Below are 14,033 nucleotides of genomic sequence, written 5' to 3'. Positions count from 1 at the left end.
TTGATCCGATCAGCCAGCCCATTCGTCGCGCAGCAATCCGAATACGGCGGTATCCCGGCGAAAGCCCGTCCAGGTGACGCGGTTCTGCCGCAGCACGCCTTCCTTTTGCGCGCCGAGCTTCAGGACAGCCGCCATCGAGCGCGTATTGCGGGTATCGACGCGCCATTCGATCTTGTGAAACCCGCAGGCAAAGGCGTGCTCGATCATCAGCGTCTTTTTAGTCCTGTTGAAGCCCGAGCCGCGCATGCGCGGCACGAGATAGGTTCCACCAATCTCCACCACGCCCCAAAGATCGGGATTGATGTAGTTCGTGCAGCCGACAAGCCTGTCGTCGCGCGCATCGATGACGGCAAACCGGACGTAGTTCTGGAGGGAGTGGAACCGCGCCATCGCGATGTCGAAGTCTTCGCCCCGCATGTTGACGGGATAGATGTCCCAGATTTCCCGGTCTTCGTCGCAGGCGGCGCGCAGCGGCTCCAAGTGACGTTCGGCGAACGGTTCGAGCCGCACCGGCCCGTCCTCGAGCGTGGTTCGCAGCGCCTCCTGTCGGGGGTCAGCCACCCAACGCCTCGCTGAAGTGCCTGCGACACAGTGCCACGTAGCGATCGTTGCCGCCGATCTCTGTCTGCGCGCCCTGCTTCACCGCCCTGCCCGCGTCGTCGACCCGCAGGTTCATCGTCGCCTTGCGGCCGCATTTGCAGACCGATTTCAGCTCCACCAGGCTGTCCGCGATGCCCAGCAGGGCGGCCGAGCCGGGAAACAGCGCGCCCTGGAAATCGGTTCTCAGGCCATAGCAGAGCACCGGGATTCCGGCCCGGTCGGCCAGCCGCGCCAGCTGCCAGACCTGGTCCGCGGTAAGGAACTGCGCCTCGTCCACCAGCACGCAAGCGAACGGGTGCTCGGCATGCTCGCGCAGCACGTGGCCTTCGATATCGGTATTCTCGTCGAAGCGATGGGCATCGCTGGACAGGCCGATGCGGCTGGAAATGGCGCCGAAACCGGGCCGGTCGTCGAGCGCGGCGGTCCAGAGCGAGACGCGCATGTCGCGCTCGCCGTAATTGAACGCCGCCTGCAGCAGGGTCGAACTCTTCCCCGCATTCATGCTCGCATAGTAGAAATAGAGCTTGGCCATCGACCGTTCCTATCGGCTGGTGATTGCCCTGCAAAGCGGGGCGACATCCGCGACTGGGGATGTTAGCCCTTCGTGCGACAAGGGAGTTGGGACACGATGGCGGAAACTGCGGCACCTGCCGAGCAATCGCGCGGATTTCTCGGAGTGATCGAGCGGGCAGGCAACCGATTGCCCGACCCGGTCTTCCTGTTCTTCTACCTGATCCTGGCGCTGGTCGCGATCAGCGTGCTCGCCAGCCTGATCGGCCTCGACGCGGTCCACCCGGCGGAAGTCGATCCGGAAACCGGCGCGCCGCGCGTGATCGCCGCGCAGAGCCTCCTGTCGGCCGAGAACATCCGCAAGCTGTGGGTCGAGATGCCGGCGACCTTCACCCATTTCCATCCGCTCGGCTACGTCCTCGTCGTGATGCTGGGTGCAGGCGTCGCAGAACGCGCCGGCCTGTTCGGCACCGCGATGCGCGCCGGCCTGCGCAACGCGCCCAAGAAGCTGCTGACGCCGCTGGTCGTGTTCGTCGGCATGATGGGCAATCACGCCGCCGATGCGGGCTACGTCGTGCTGATCCCGCTGTCCGGCATCATCTTCCACGCCGCAGGTCGCCACCCGATCGCCGGGATCGCAGCCGGCTTCGCGGGCGTATCGGGCGGCTTTTCGGCCAATCTCATCCCCGGCCAGCTCGACGCGCTGCTGTTCGGCATCACCGAAGCATCGGTCGAGACCGTCTTTGGCGACTACACCGCCAACATCGCGGGCAACTGGTATTTCATCGCGGGGATGACCTTCATCTTCCTGCCGGTGATCTGGTTCGTCAACGACCGCATCATCGAACCGCGGCTCGGCACCTGGGACCCGCAATACGCCGACGAGAAGCTCGCCACCCCGCAGGAGGACCGGCCGCTGACCGAAGGCGAGAGCAAGGGTCTGCGCTGGGCGGGTCTCGCCGTGCTGGCGGTCTGCGCAGCCTGGGCGATCTTCGTGTTCGGACCGGGCACGCCGCTGATCGACCAGGAGGCCGCGCCCGAGGGCCGCCTGCTGCCCTTCTACCAGAGCCTCGTCGCCTTCTTCTTCATCATGTTTCTCGCTGCAGGCTGGGCCTACGGCAAGGCTGCGGGCAAGATCGCGAACCACCGCGACCTGGTGAAGATGCTGACCGGGTCGATGGAGGACATGGCCTATTACCTCGTCCTGGCTTTCGCGATCGCGCATTTCGTGGCGATGTTCGCGTGGTCGAACCTCGGCCTGATCCTCGCGGTCGGCGGCGCAGATTTCCTCGGCTCTTCGGGACTGCCTGCCTGGGCGCTGCTCGCCGCCATCATCCTGGTGTCGAGCTTCATCAACCTGTTCGTCGGCTCCGCGAGCGCCAAGTGGGCGCTGCTCGGCCCGGTGCTGGTCCCCATGCTGATGCTGCTGGGCATCACGCCCGAAATGGCGACCGCGGCCTATCGCGTCGGCGACAGCGCGACGAACATCATAACCCCGCTGATGACCTTCTTCCCGCTGATCCTCATCTTCGCCCAGCGCTGGGACCGCAATTTCGGCCTCGGAAGCCTCGCCGCGACCATGCTGCCGTTCTCCATCGGCCTGATGATCGCCGGCGTTGCCATGACGATCGGCTGGGTGGTGTTCGACTTGCCCCTGGGGCCGGGCGCGGACGTATTCATGGAGCCGCCGACGGCCGTCGATCCGACCGGGCCTGCGGAAAGCCTTTGACCCGATCGCCGCTTGCGCACATCACGGGTCCGGACGGGGCCGGAGTTTGCAATCGATGCGACTGAGCCGACTTGTATCGCTGATGTTCGCCGCGGCGCTGTTGCTCGCCAACGCCCCGCTTGCCTACCGGCTCGATACAAGGGCGAGCGAGGTGACGGCCAAGGTCGCCTTCATCGGTATCGCGAGCAAGACCGCGGGTTTCCCGCGCATGAGCGGATCTGTCAGCATCGTGCCGGACGATCCGGGATTGGCGAAGATCGACGTCGTTCTCGACGCGCGCGCCCTCACGGCGCCCGACAAGGTCACGCTCGAACGCCTGAGAGGCGAGAAATTCTTCTGGGTCGAACGCTATCCGACGGTCCGGTTCACCGGCGAACGCCTCGTGATGCGCGATGCGAGGCGCGGCGAGATCAAGGGCACGCTGACTGCGCGCGGAGTTTCCCGCCCTGAAACCCTGCTCGTGACGTTCGAGCGCCCGCCTGCGCAGGCCACGGGAGGCCAGCCGATCACGCTCAGCGGCCGGATGCAGATCGACCGGCGCGAATACGGCATGACGGCCTATAGCCTGATCGTCGGGAGAACCGTCGACATCCGCCTGACGGCGCGAATGATACCCGCCTGATGCGGGCCTGCGCGATCAGTCGTCCAGATCGCGGGCGACCTTGGGATCGCGCAGCAGCGCCTCGATCCGGTCGGCTTCCTCGAAGCTTTCGTCAGGTCGAAATTTCAGTTTCGGCGCAAATTTCAGCCCCAGGCGCTTGGCAACCTCGCGCTGGAGGAAGGCCGTGTTCTGGCGCAGCGCCTTGACGATTTCGCCTTCGTCCTTGCCCAGCAGCGGTTTGACGTAAGCGGTCGCATTCCGCAGGTCGGGCGTCATGCGGACTTCGGTGACCGAGATGTTCGCCGCGCTGACCGTCTCGTCGTGCACTTCCTGCCGGGCGAGCAGTTCGGAGAGGATATGGCGGACCCGCTCGCCGACCTTGAGGACGCGGACCGATTGCTGCTCGGAGGTATAGGCTTCGCGCTTCGCCATCAGGACGGCATGCCCGTCTGGCTGGCGCTCGGGCGCGGGGTCGGCAGCGCGGTCGAGGTGCTGCGGGCGTAGAGCGTACCGTCCTCGCCCAGCAGCTCGCCTTCGAGGAAGATGACCTTGCGACCGGCGCGCACCACCCTGCCCTTACCGATGATCGTTGCGCCGACCGGGATCAGCTTGAGCAGGGACATCGACAGGTCGAGGTTGAGCGGCGCACCCTGCCCCTCGGTCGCGGCGACATAGGCATAGCCCATGACGTCGTCGAGATAGCCCGCGACGAGACCGCCTTGCACGCCGCCGCGCCAGGTGCACATTTCCGGCTTCACCGTGAAGCGCATCGTCGCGGTCTGCGTTTCGGCGTCGTACCCGACGAATTCGGACCCCAGGAGGGTGGTGTGCGGCGATTCGTCGCCGCCGCTCACCATGTCTGCAACCGTTTCGCTCACAGGGTCCGCTCACGCTCCTCGACTTCGAAGACTTCGAGCTGGTCGCCCGGCTTGATGTCGTTGGTGTCCTCCAGCACGACGCCGCATTCGAGCCCTGCGCGGACTTCGTCGACATCGTCCTTGAAACGGCGAAGCGAGGCGATCGTCGTCGCCGAAACGATGACATCGTCCCGGGTGAGACGTGCGAACAGCCCCTTGCGGATCGTCCCGTCGACAACCAGCAGGCCGGCCGCCTTGTCCTTCTTGCCGGACTTGAAGACTTCCTTGACCTCGGCGCGGCCGACCACGTTCTCGATCCGCTCCGGACCCAGCTCGCCCGCCATCTCCTTGGCCACTTCCTCGGTCAGATGGTAGATGACGTCGTAGTACATCATCCGCACATCGTCCTTCTTGACGAGGTCGCGAGCCTTGGGGTTCGGACGCACGTTGAAGCCGATGATCGGCGCATTCGAAGCCGCCGCCAGCGTGACGTCGCTTTCGGTGATCGCACCTACGCCCGCATGCAGGACGCGGACCTTGATGAGGTCGTTCGACAGGTTGTGCAGCGCATTGACGATCGCCTCGACCGAACCCTGCACATCCGCCTTCACCACCACCGGCCATTCTATGACGTTGCTGGCGAGCGTGTTGAACATCGTGTCGAAGTTGGTCGGCGCGAGCGCGGTGCGCTTCTCGGTCGCCTTCTCCTGGCGATAGGATGCGACCTCGCGGGCACGCTGCTCGTTTTCGACGACGGTGAGTTGCTCGCCCGCTCCCGGCACGCCGCCGAGGCCGAGGACCTCGACCGGCATCGAGGGGCCGGCTTCCTTGATCTGCTTGCCTTGGTCGTTGACCAGCGCGCGCACGCGGCCGCTCTCGGTGCCGACGACGAAGGTGTCGCCGCGCTTGAGCGTTCCGCGCGTCACCAGCACGGTCGCGACCGGGCCACGGCCCTTGTCGAGCTGTGCCTCGATCACGGTCGCCTCTGCCGGACGATCCGGACGCGCCTTGAGTTCGAGGAGCTCGGCCTGCAGCGCGATCTTTTCCAGCAGCTCGTCGAGACCGGTACCCTTGGTCGCGGAGACTTCCACGTCCTGGACGTCGCCCGACATCTCTTCGACGACGACCTCGTGCTCGAGCAGGCGGTTGCGGATGTTCTGCGCATCGGCTTCCGGCTTGTCGATCTTGTTGATCGCGACGATCATCGGAACGCCGGCGGCCTTGGTGTGATTGATGGCCTCGATCGTCTGCGGCATGATCCCGTCGTCCGCGGCGACCACCAGCACGACGATGTCCGTCACATTGGCACCACGCGCACGCATCTCCGTGAAGGCGGCGTGACCCGGCGTGTCGAGGAAGGTGATCTTCTGCTTATCCTTGGTCGTGACTTGGTAGCTGCCGATGTGCTGGGTGATGCCGCCGGCTTCGCCCTTGGTGACATTGGTGCCACGCAGCGCGTCCAGCAGCGAGGTCTTGCCGTGGTCGACATGGCCCATGATCGTGACGACCGGCGGACGCGGCTGCTTGGTCTCTTCGGGATCGTTGTCCTCCTCGACCTTGATGTCGACGTCGGCTTCCGAAACCTTCTGGATGTTGTGGCCGAACTGTTCGACGAGCAGCTCTGCGGTGTCCTGGTCGATCGTCTGGTTGACGGTGACCATCATGTCGAGATTGAAGAGTTCCTTGACCAGGTCGGCGCCCTTCTCGCCCATGCGCTTGGCCAGTTCGCCGACCGTGATCGCCTCGGGGACGACGACGTCGCGGACCTGCTTTTCACGCGGCTGGTTCGAACCGCCGCCCTGCATCCGGCGCTCCTTCTCGCGCGCACGCTTGAGCGCGGCGAGCGAGCGCGCACGACGCCCTTCGTCCTCGTTGAGCGCCTTGGTCACGGTCAGCTTGCCGGCGCGACGCTTGTCGGGCCGCTCGGCTGCACCGCGCTTCGGCTTTTCCTCGCGCTTCTTCTCAGGGCGCTTGGGCTCGGGGCGTGCGACCGGCGTGAACTTGCGCGGCGCAGGTGCGGGCGATCCGGCCTCGGCCGGTGCTTCGTCTGCCGGTTCCTCGGCAGCGGCTTCTTCCGCAGGCGGCGGAGCCTTGGCCTCTTCCTCGGCACGCTTTGCGGCTTCTTCTTCCGCCTTGCGATTGTCTTCGGCGCGCTTCTTCTCGTCGATCGCAGCCTGGCGCGCTTCCTCGGTCTCGCGGGCGGTCTGCTCCGCCAGCGTGGCAAGACGCGCTTCCTCGGCTTCGCGCTGCAGGCGAGCGACGCGTTCCTGAGGCGTCTCGTCCGACGGCGCGGGCTTCTTCGGCGCGGGGGCCGGAGCGGGCGCTGGCGCAGGAGCCGGCGGGGGCGGCGGGGGCGGCGGCGGAGGTGCAGCAGCCTCTTCGCCGGGCTTCACGAGCTTGCGGCGACGCTTGACCTCGACCGCAACCTTGTTGGTGCGGCCGTGGCTGAAAGTCTGCTTGACCTCGCCGGCATCCACCGACCGCTTGAGGCCAAGCGGTTTGCGGGTGCGGGCGGGTTTGTCAGTATCGCTCATAAAACTCGTATTTCCTTCAGGCGTTCAATTCATCTTGCGCAGCTGCATCGGGCAGCGCGCCATCATCTTCGTGGGCGTCCATTCCGGCATCGGATTCAGGGCTCGCAAGCCCCTGAAAATGCAGCAGGCGGGTAAGTGCCGCCTCGACCCGCCCGGCCGCCGATCCATCGGCGAGCGCCAGGTGGACGACATTGTCGCGGCCCAATGCCACAGACAGAGCCGCCCGGTCCAGTGGCAAGCGGATTCCCTGCTCGCCGGTTCCTTCGCGATCGCGACCGACCCGCCAGGCCTGGTCGAGCTTCCTCGATCCATCCTCGCTGGCATCGCTGGCGTGAAGCAGCAGATCGACGCCGCCCATCCGCGCGGCCTGCGCGATCCGGTCGCTCCCGAGAAGGAGATGACCGGCCCGCATTTCAAGCCCCAGCCGATCGAGCAACGTGCGCACCAGCGCCGTTTCAACCTGCTCGGGCAGCGTGTCGGACACGGTCAGGTCGGCACCCTTGAAAGCTCTCGCGAGAGCCCCGCGCAGCTTCCTCGATGCCATCGCTTCTTCGAGTGTCGCCCGGTCGCAGCCGAGCCACGCGCCGCGACCCGGCGCCTTGGCGAGCGGATCGGGCAGCACGAGGCCTTCCGGACTGATGGCGAGGCGGACGAACCGCTCGCGCGGGCCATGCTCGCCGGACAGGATGCAGCGGCGTTCTGGACAGGACCGGTCGGGCGCGGACTTGCCAGTCCGAGCCTTCTGGCCTTTACCGATGTCGGAACTCAGGCGCTCATTGGGTGGAGTCCGCATCGGCGGCCTCCTGAGTGTCTGCCGAGGCAGCCGGGGCGGCCTCGTCGTCGTCGAACCAGTGTGCACGGGCCGCCATGATGATCTCGTTGCCCTGCTCTTCGCTCAGCCCGTATTCGCCCAGCACTCCGCCCTTGTCCTGTTCGCGGACGGAGGGACGACGCATCGGCGGGCCGGCTTCCGGATTGGTCCGGCGACGCGGCGCTTCGCGCTTCTTCTGGATCAGCTCGTCGGTAGCGAGGTCGGCGAGGTCGTCGAGCGTCTTGATGCCCGCCTTGCCCAGGGTGACCAGCATTCCCTCGGTGAGGTGCGGAAGCTCGGCGAGAGCGTCCTCGACACCGAGTTCGCGGCGTTCGGTGCGCGATGCCTCTTCCTGCCGCTCGATCGCCTCGAGCGCACGGCTCTGGAGTTCTTCGGCCAGTTCGTCGTCGAAGCCCTCGATCGAAGCGAGTTCGTCGAGTTCGACGTAAGCGACTTCCTCGAGTTCCTGGAACCCTTCGGCGACCAGCAGCTGCGACAGCGTCTCGTCGACGTCGAGTTCTTCCTCGAACATCTTGGAGCGTTCGGCAAATTCCTTCTGCCGCTTCTCGCTCGCTTCCTCTTCGGTCATGATGTCGATCTGGTGACCGGTGAGCTGGCTGGCGAGGCGCACGTTCTGGCCGCGGCGACCGATCGCAAGGCTGAGCTGGTCGTCGGGGACGACCACTTCAATGCGGCCCTCTTCCTCGTCGAGAACGACGCGGGTGACGGTCGCGGGCTGGAGCGCGTTTACGACGAAAGTCGCGGTATCCTCGCTCCAGGGGATGATGTCGATCTTCTCGCCCTGCAATTCCTGCACGACCGCCTGGACGCGGCTGCCCTTCATGCCGACGCAGGCGCCGACCGGATCGATGCTGCTATCGTGGCTGATCACGCCGATCTTGGCGCGGCTGCCCGGGTCGCGGGCGGCGGCCTTGATCTCGATGATGCCGTCGTAGATTTCGGGCACTTCCTGCGCGAACAGCTTCTTCATGAAGTCGGGATGCGCGCGGCTGAGGAAGATCTGCTGGCCGCGGTTGTTGCGTTCGACCTTGATGATCAGGGCGCGGGTACGCTCGCCGACGCGGGCGGCTTCGCGCGGGATCTGCTGGTCGCGGCGGATGACGCCGTCGGCGCGGCCGAGATTGACGATGACGTGGCCGAATTCGACCGACTTGATAACGCCGGTGATGATTTCGCCCGCGCGATCCTTGAATTCCTCGTACTGGCGCTCGCGCTCGGCATCGCGGACCTTCTGGAAGATCACCTGCTTCGCGCTCTGCGCGTCGATGCGGCCGAGATCGACCGGCGGCAGCGGATCGACGATGAAGTCACCGACCTGCGCGCCGTCCTCGAGCTTCTGGGCCTGCTTGAGATCGACCTGCTTGAAGTAGTCCTCGACCTCTTCGACCACCTCGACGACACGCCACAGGCGCAGGTCCCCGGTGACCGGATCAAGCTTGGCGCGAATGTCGTTCTCCGCCCCGTAGCGGTTGCGCGCGCTCTTCTGGATCGCTTCTTCCATCGCCTCGATGACGATCGCCTTGTCGATCATCTTTTCCGAAGCGACCGAGTTCGCGATTGCGAGCAGCTCGGCCTTGTTGGCGGAAATTGCACTGGCCATCAGTCGTCAGCCTTCTCTTCTGTGTCTTCTAGTACTTCCTCGGCACCTTCGGTGTCGAGCGGTTGGGTTGCCGCGATCAGCTCGTCGGTGAGGACGAGCTTGGCGGAATGGATCAGCGACAGCGGGAAGGAAACCTCGCCCGCCTTCTTGTCCTCGATGGTGACCATTTCGCCCGCATCGTCGATGCCGACAAGGTTACCCTTGAGGTTCTTGCTGCCGTGGACCTTCTCGGTCAGCGAGACCTTGGCCTCATGCCCTGCCCAGTCGGCGAAATCCTTCGCGCGGGTCAGCGGGCGGTCGATACCCGGGCTCGAAACCTCGAGGTGGTAAGCGCCAGGCACGAGCACTTCGCCCGCTTCTTCCAGCGCATCGAGCTGGTCCGACACGCGGCGGGACAGCGCGGCGCATTGTTCGATCAGGAGCTGCCCGGTCGCCGGGTCTTCCGCCATGATCTGCAGCGCCTGGCCGCCGTCGCCGGCTTCGGACGGCATCATCTTCACGCGCACGAGTTCGAATCCCAGGGCCTGCGCCTCGGGTTCGATCACTTCGGTCAGTCGCGCGATATCCGCCATTCCATCTCCGTTTTTACCGCATTGCCGTGACAAACCGGTGTCGGGCCGGCCCCCGGAGGCGCCAGCATCTCAACCTTGTATCGACAATGTCGGGATGAGAGGCAGATAGGCACGAGTCCTGCGAAAAGCAAGCCCGCCTCGCGCGCGCGCTCTTCCGGCAAAAGTAAGGGGCGCCACAGCGCCCCTATCCACGTCAGTACACCAGCGGATTAATGGGTGTGATCGTCGTGGTCGTGGGGATTGCCCGGGTCGGTGTTGCGCCGCGCATCGGGAGCCCAGGTGACGTGCGTGACGACTTCGTAGCCGTTGATATTCGTCTTGAAGACGTTGGGGCGATTCTGCGCATCGTAACCCACTGCACGCCCCCACTCGGCCTGCGTATTGCCGACGCCGAAGCCCAGGCTCTTGCCCTTGCAGCCGCGGCCCTTGCACGGCGCGGGATCCCCGCCACCGCCGCCGGTCGTGCCGCCTTCATTGTGCCCGTAGATCAGGTCGAGCATGGCGTAGTCATGGAAGTCCGGCTGCGTGTTGTTGGTCGAATCGCTCGTATATTCCATGCACGAATCGGTCGCGTCGGTGTTGAAATCCTCGTTCTGGTGACCGAGGCCATAGTCGTGACCGATTTCCTGGCAGGTGACGAGCTGCTTGTCCGCCTCGTTGTTGTACTGCGGATAAGCGAAATAGGTGTCGTTGAGCTTGGTCGTGCCGGCGACGATATGGCCGCCCGACAGGCTGATTGATGCGATGCCGAGCCAGCCCGTGTTGCCATACGCAGAATTGCAGACCTGGATCGTGTCCTGGATCATCGAACAGCGGCGATTGTTGTTCGTGCCATTCGGATCGTACGCGCTGTCGATATGCGCGGACTTGTTCCAGTCGGATACCGCCAGTTGGACGCGCGGGCGCCAGTCGCCGGTCGTGTTGTCGACCACCGGAATGGTCACGACACCATCGGGCGTCGACCAGTGGTAGTTCGACCAGGCGTGGTCGGCCAGCGCCGGACCGGCGGCGGCGATGGCGGCTACGGCTGTTGCACCCGCAAGGAAGCGATTCTTCAGTGTCATTTTGTCAGTCCCTCCAAAAGGCCGCCGGGCTTCCCGTGTCCCTCGTCCTCGCGGCGCGATCCCTTCCCGACGCTCAAGATATGGCGAGCGCCGGACAAGTGGATGCAGATTAACCCGATCAACGCGAATGTGAACGCTCATTTGTTCGCCTGCGACAAACAGGGCGATTCGAGCGTCAGGCCGCGTCGTCTTCCATGAGCCCGTGCTTGCGGATGCAGTGCCGCAGCTGGTCGTAGCTGAGGCCCAGCGCCTTTGCGGTCTGCCGCTGGTTCCACCGGTGCCGGCCAAGGGCCTGCTCGACGATCGCCCGCTCGTGCGCGTCGACCGCTGCGCGCAAGTCGTCGACCGCATCGAGTTCCTGCGCCCGGGCGGGAGCTTCAGGGCTTTCCGACGACGACTGCGCCCGCCTGGGAAGGTTGGTTTCGACCGGCTTCCACGGACTGTCGAACGGGTCGAACTGGACATGGCCGACCGCCGCTTCCCAGTTGTCCCAGCGGTAGACCGCACGCTCGACGACATTGCGCAGTTCGCGCACATTGCCCGGCCACGGGTGTTCTTCGAGCTGCTTTGCGACGTGCTCGGCAAAACCGGGCCAGCGATCCCACCGCAGCTCTGCCGCCATGCGCCGGCCAAAATAGTCGGCGAGCACCGCGATGTCGCCTTCGCGAACGCGCAGCGGCGGCAGGGTGATCACTTCAAAGCTCAGCCGGTCGAGCAGGTCGGCACGGAAATCGCCGCGTTCGGCCTTGGCCGGAAGATCCTCGTTGGTGGCAGCGACGATCCGCACATCGACGTTGATCGGGCGGCTAGAGCCGATCCGGGTCACCTCCCCGTATTCGACCGCGCGCAGCAGGCGTTCCTGTGCCGCCATCGATAGCGTGCCGAGTTCGTCGAGAAACAGGGTGCCCTTGTCGGCTTCCTCGAACCGCCCGGCGCGAGCGCGCGTGGCGCCGGTGAAGGCGCCCGCCTCGTGGCCGAACAGCTCGGCCTCGATCAGGGTTTCGGGCAACGCGGCGCAGTTCATGGTGACCAGCGGCTCGCCCCACCGCTCGGACAGCCGATGGAGCCGTTCGGCGATGAGTTCCTTGCCCGTTCCGCGCTCGCCGATGACAAGTACCGGACGGCGCATCGGGGCCGCGCGGCTGGCCCGCTCGACCGAATCGAGGAAGGCGGTCGATTGCCCGATGAACTGATTGTCCCGCTCCATTGCCAACCTATAGTGAAAATCACCAACTGCTGGCAATAGACACCATACTGACGCGGCGACGGCTGCACTAATCCACTGATATTACACTGTATTTTTAACTTGGCACGCCCCTTGCTGAATGGTGAACAACACAACGGAGGAAATGATGTTCGATCGCCAGTTCATGCAGACGAAGCTCGGTAAGGCCGCAGCGGTCAGTACGTTCGTCATGGCGGCATTTGTCGCGCTCAGCAGCCAGATCCAGGCGACGCCCGCACATGCGGCGCAAGCCTGCCCGGCGATCGAGATAGCTTGTGGCCATCTGGAACTGGCGTGACCAAGCCAACGCCTTCCGATCCTTTCGGGCCGGGGTCTCGCAACCCCGACAGTCCCCCTCGCGCCGGTTCCGTCCCGACCGGCCGCGAGGCTCCGGCCCGGCTAGGTCTCTCGCGGCTCGACGAAGAAATCGAGCGTTTGCGCAAGAGCCCTACCCCGACCCAGTCGCGGCCTGATGCTGGCGACCGTACCCGGACAACCTATGGAGCACCCTTGATGGGCATTTTCAGCCGTACCCGCGATATCATCGCTGCCAATTTCAACGACATGCTCGACAAGGCGGACGACCCGCAGAAGATGATCCGCATGATCATCCTCGAGATGGAGGAAACGCTGGTCGAAGTCCGTGCCAGCGCCGCGCGCACCATCGCCGACCAGAAGGAAATGCACCGCCACACCGTCAAGCTCGACAAGCTCCAGGCCGACTGGGGCGAGAAGGCGCAGCTCGCCCTCAGCAAGGACCGCGAAGACCTCGCCCGCGCCGCGCTGGTCGAGCGCAAGAAGGCTGCCGACATGTCCGACCAGCTCAAGCAGGAAATCGCCGTGCTCGACGACGCGCTGCGTGCCTACGAGCAGGACATCCAGAAACTGCAGAATCGCCTGCGCGAAGCGCGCAGCCGTCAGACGGCGATCGCCGCGCGGCTCGAAAGCGCGGAGAACCGGGTGAAGCTGCGCACGCTGATGAGCACCGAGCGGACCGACGAGGCGCTGTCGCGCTTCGACCAGCTCGAACGCCGCGTCGATTACGCCGAAGGGCGGGCCGACGCGCTCAGCATCGCCGATGGTTCGGGCAAGCCGAGCCTTTCCGACGAGATCGCCGCGCTCGAAGGCGCCGATGCGATCGACGACGAACTCGCACAGATGAAACGCGCACTCGGCATGACCGACGAGCCGAACAAGGAGGATTGAGCAAATGGATTTCGAAACCGTACTGGTCGTGGCGACCCTGTTCATCGGGCTGCCCTGGCTCGTCCTTCACTACATGACCCGCTGGAAGACGGCGGCGACGATCACCACCGACGACGAAGTCCTGCTCGACGAGCTCTATCAACTCGCCAAGCGCCTCGATGACCGGATGGACACCGTCGAACGCCTGGTCGCCAGCGACAACCCGGATTTCAAGCCGGCCCGCCTGGTCCACGACAGCGAAGTCGACAACCAGCAACTGCGCGAGCTCGATCGCCTGCTCGCCGAAAAGAAAGGAACCCGCCCGTGAACAGCCCCCGCACGACCCTCTACCGCGACAAGCAGAATGCGAAGCTCATGGGCGTTTGCTCGGGCATCGCGGACTACACCGGCGTCAACGCCATCTGGATCCGCCTCGGCATGATCGGGCTGACCTTCATGAGCGGCGGGATGACCATTCCGTTCTACTTCATCGCCGGACTGCTGCTGAACAAGAAGCCCGCGCACCTCTACGTCGACAACGAAGAGCAGAAGTACTGGCAGCGCGTGCGGCAGAGCCCGCAGCGCACGGCCCGTGAAATCCGCGGCCGGATGCGTGACATCGATCGCCGCCTGGCGGACGTGGAAACCTATTACGTCACCAGCAATCCGCGCCTGAACGCCGAGATCGAGCGCCTGCGCTGACGCGACACGAACAAAGGGGAAT

16 protein-coding genes are annotated in these 14,033 nt (G+C 65.1%); 6 read left to right on the top strand and 10 right to left on the bottom strand.

The genetic code is table 11. The features are described from left to right. Window positions 1-9: 9 nt before the first annotated feature. A complete protein-coding gene (locus GRI48_RS12985) occupies window positions 10-561 on the bottom strand; it encodes a GNAT family N-acetyltransferase (protein WP_160677090.1) in 552 nt (183 codons plus the stop codon). Beyond that, window positions 554-1,132, bottom strand: coding sequence for a thymidine kinase (locus tag GRI48_RS12980; protein WP_160677087.1), 579 nt, complete (start codon window positions 1,130-1,132; stop codon window positions 554-556). Before GRI48_RS12980 ends, GRI48_RS12985 begins: the two co-directional genes overlap by 8 nt. Window positions 1,133-1,228: 96 nt before the next feature. On the opposite strand from GRI48_RS12980, the gene GRI48_RS12975 reads away from it, so the two are divergent. Together GRI48_RS12975 and GRI48_RS12970 are read left to right on the top strand one after the other, a co-directional pair. Then, complete coding sequence (locus GRI48_RS12975; RefSeq protein WP_160677084.1) at window positions 1,229-2,839, top strand: AbgT family transporter; 1,611 nt, start codon at window positions 1,229-1,231, stop codon at window positions 2,837-2,839. Window positions 2,840-2,921: 82 nt separating this feature from the next. After that, complete coding sequence (locus GRI48_RS12970; RefSeq protein ID WP_237451961.1) at window positions 2,922-3,461, top strand: YceI family protein; 540 nt, start codon at window positions 2,922-2,924, stop codon at window positions 3,459-3,461. A gap of 15 nt (window positions 3,462-3,476) precedes the next feature. Here the strand turns inward: GRI48_RS12970 and rbfA are convergent, their stop codons facing one another. The 8 genes from rbfA to pspF all read right to left on the bottom strand — a co-directional run bounded on the left by rbfA (window position 3,477) and on the right by pspF (window position 12,106). Continuing rightward, window positions 3,477-3,872, bottom strand: coding sequence for a 30S ribosome-binding factor RbfA (gene rbfA / locus GRI48_RS12965; protein ID WP_160677078.1), 396 nt, complete (start codon window positions 3,870-3,872; stop codon window positions 3,477-3,479). Then, on the bottom strand, window positions 3,872-4,318 hold the full coding sequence (locus GRI48_RS12960; protein ID WP_337190835.1) for a PaaI family thioesterase: 447 nt from the start codon (window positions 4,316-4,318) through the stop codon (window positions 3,872-3,874). The genes rbfA and GRI48_RS12960 overlap by 1 nt, the downstream gene beginning before the upstream one ends. Beyond that, a complete protein-coding gene (infB, locus tag GRI48_RS12955) occupies window positions 4,315-6,831 on the bottom strand; it encodes a translation initiation factor IF-2 (RefSeq protein WP_160677075.1) in 2,517 nt (838 codons plus the stop codon). The genes GRI48_RS12960 and infB overlap by 4 nt, the downstream gene beginning before the upstream one ends. A 16-nt stretch (window positions 6,832-6,847) precedes the next feature. Continuing rightward, window positions 6,848-7,624, bottom strand: a complete 777-nt coding sequence (locus GRI48_RS12950; protein ID WP_160677072.1) for a DUF448 domain-containing protein — start codon at window positions 7,622-7,624, stop codon at window positions 6,848-6,850. Then, window positions 7,605-9,263, bottom strand: a complete 1,659-nt coding sequence (gene nusA, locus GRI48_RS12945; protein ID WP_160677069.1) for a transcription termination factor NusA — start codon at window positions 9,261-9,263, stop codon at window positions 7,605-7,607. Before nusA ends, GRI48_RS12950 begins: the two co-directional genes overlap by 20 nt. Next, a complete protein-coding gene (rimP, locus tag GRI48_RS12940; protein WP_160677066.1) occupies window positions 9,263-9,835 on the bottom strand; it encodes a ribosome maturation protein RimP in 573 nt (190 codons plus the stop codon). The genes nusA and rimP overlap by 1 nt, the downstream gene beginning before the upstream one ends. Window positions 9,836-10,044: 209 nt before the next feature. Continuing rightward, entirely contained in the window at window positions 10,045-10,899 is an 855-nt protein-coding gene (locus GRI48_RS12935; RefSeq protein ID WP_160677063.1) for a hypothetical protein, read from the bottom strand. Between the two features lie 175 nt (window positions 10,900-11,074). Beyond that, window positions 11,075-12,106 carry a phage shock protein operon transcriptional activator gene (gene pspF, locus GRI48_RS12930; RefSeq protein WP_160677060.1) on the bottom strand — a complete coding sequence of 344 codons (1,032 nt, stop codon included), beginning with the start codon at window positions 12,104-12,106 and terminating at the stop codon, window positions 11,075-11,077. Window positions 12,107-12,224: 118 nt separating this feature from the next. Between pspF and GRI48_RS14210 the strand changes: the two genes are divergently transcribed. The 4 genes from GRI48_RS14210 to pspC all read left to right on the top strand — a co-directional run bounded on the left by GRI48_RS14210 (window position 12,225) and on the right by pspC (window position 14,011). Further along, window positions 12,225-12,422, top strand: coding sequence for a hypothetical protein (locus GRI48_RS14210; RefSeq protein ID WP_202389368.1), 198 nt, complete (start codon window positions 12,225-12,227; stop codon window positions 12,420-12,422). Window positions 12,423-12,559: 137 nt separating this feature from the next. After that, window positions 12,560-13,330, top strand: coding sequence for a phage shock protein PspA (gene pspA, locus GRI48_RS12925; RefSeq protein WP_419956970.1), 771 nt, complete (start codon window positions 12,560-12,562; stop codon window positions 13,328-13,330). A gap of 4 nt (window positions 13,331-13,334) precedes the next feature. After that, on the top strand, window positions 13,335-13,637 hold the full coding sequence (gene pspB, locus GRI48_RS12920; RefSeq protein ID WP_160677054.1) for an envelope stress response membrane protein PspB: 303 nt from the start codon (window positions 13,335-13,337) through the stop codon (window positions 13,635-13,637). Next, the gene (pspC, locus tag GRI48_RS12915; RefSeq protein ID WP_160677051.1) at window positions 13,634-14,011 is read left to right on the top strand and encodes an envelope stress response membrane protein PspC; all 378 of its coding nucleotides are present in this window, start codon (window positions 13,634-13,636) and stop codon (window positions 14,009-14,011) included. Before pspB ends, pspC begins: the two co-directional genes overlap by 4 nt. The last annotated feature ends 22 nt before the right edge of the window (window positions 14,012-14,033 follow it).

The sequence above is a fragment of the Qipengyuania oceanensis genome, from assembly GCF_009827535.1.
In the GTDB taxonomy this organism is placed as follows: Bacteria; Pseudomonadota; Alphaproteobacteria; order Sphingomonadales; family Sphingomonadaceae; genus Qipengyuania_C; species Qipengyuania_C oceanensis.
The sequence above is the reverse complement of the archived record's forward strand: the minus strand, read 5'-3'. Positions and strand labels throughout refer to the sequence as shown.

Coding starts and splice junctions, on each gene's coding strand:
- GRI48_RS12975 (WP_160677084.1), top strand. CDS start 1,229: ATGGCGGAAACTGCGGCACCTGCCGAGCAATCGCGCGGATTTCTCGGA.
- GRI48_RS12935 (WP_160677063.1), bottom strand. CDS start 10,899: ATGACACTGAAGAATCGCTTCCTTGCGGGTGCAACAGCCGTAGCCGCC.
- infB (WP_160677075.1), bottom strand. CDS start 6,831: ATGAGCGATACTGACAAACCCGCCCGCACCCGCAAACCGCTTGGCCTC.
- rimP (WP_160677066.1), bottom strand. CDS start 9,835: ATGGCGGATATCGCGCGACTGACCGAAGTGATCGAACCCGAGGCGCAG.
- rbfA (WP_160677078.1), bottom strand. CDS start 3,872: ATGGCGAAGCGCGAAGCCTATACCTCCGAGCAGCAATCGGTCCGCGTC.
- pspF (WP_160677060.1), bottom strand. CDS start 12,106: ATGGAGCGGGACAATCAGTTCATCGGGCAATCGACCGCCTTCCTCGAT.
- pspB (WP_160677054.1), top strand. CDS start 13,335: ATGGATTTCGAAACCGTACTGGTCGTGGCGACCCTGTTCATCGGGCTG.
- GRI48_RS12950 (WP_160677072.1), bottom strand. CDS start 7,624: ATGCGGACTCCACCCAATGAGCGCCTGAGTTCCGACATCGGTAAAGGC.
- nusA (WP_160677069.1), bottom strand. CDS start 9,263: ATGGCCAGTGCAATTTCCGCCAACAAGGCCGAGCTGCTCGCAATCGCG.
- GRI48_RS14210 (WP_202389368.1), top strand. CDS start 12,225: ATGGTGAACAACACAACGGAGGAAATGATGTTCGATCGCCAGTTCATG.
- GRI48_RS12980 (WP_160677087.1), bottom strand. CDS start 1,132: ATGGCCAAGCTCTATTTCTACTATGCGAGCATGAATGCGGGGAAGAGT.
- GRI48_RS12970 (WP_237451961.1), top strand. CDS start 2,922: ATGTTCGCCGCGGCGCTGTTGCTCGCCAACGCCCCGCTTGCCTACCGG.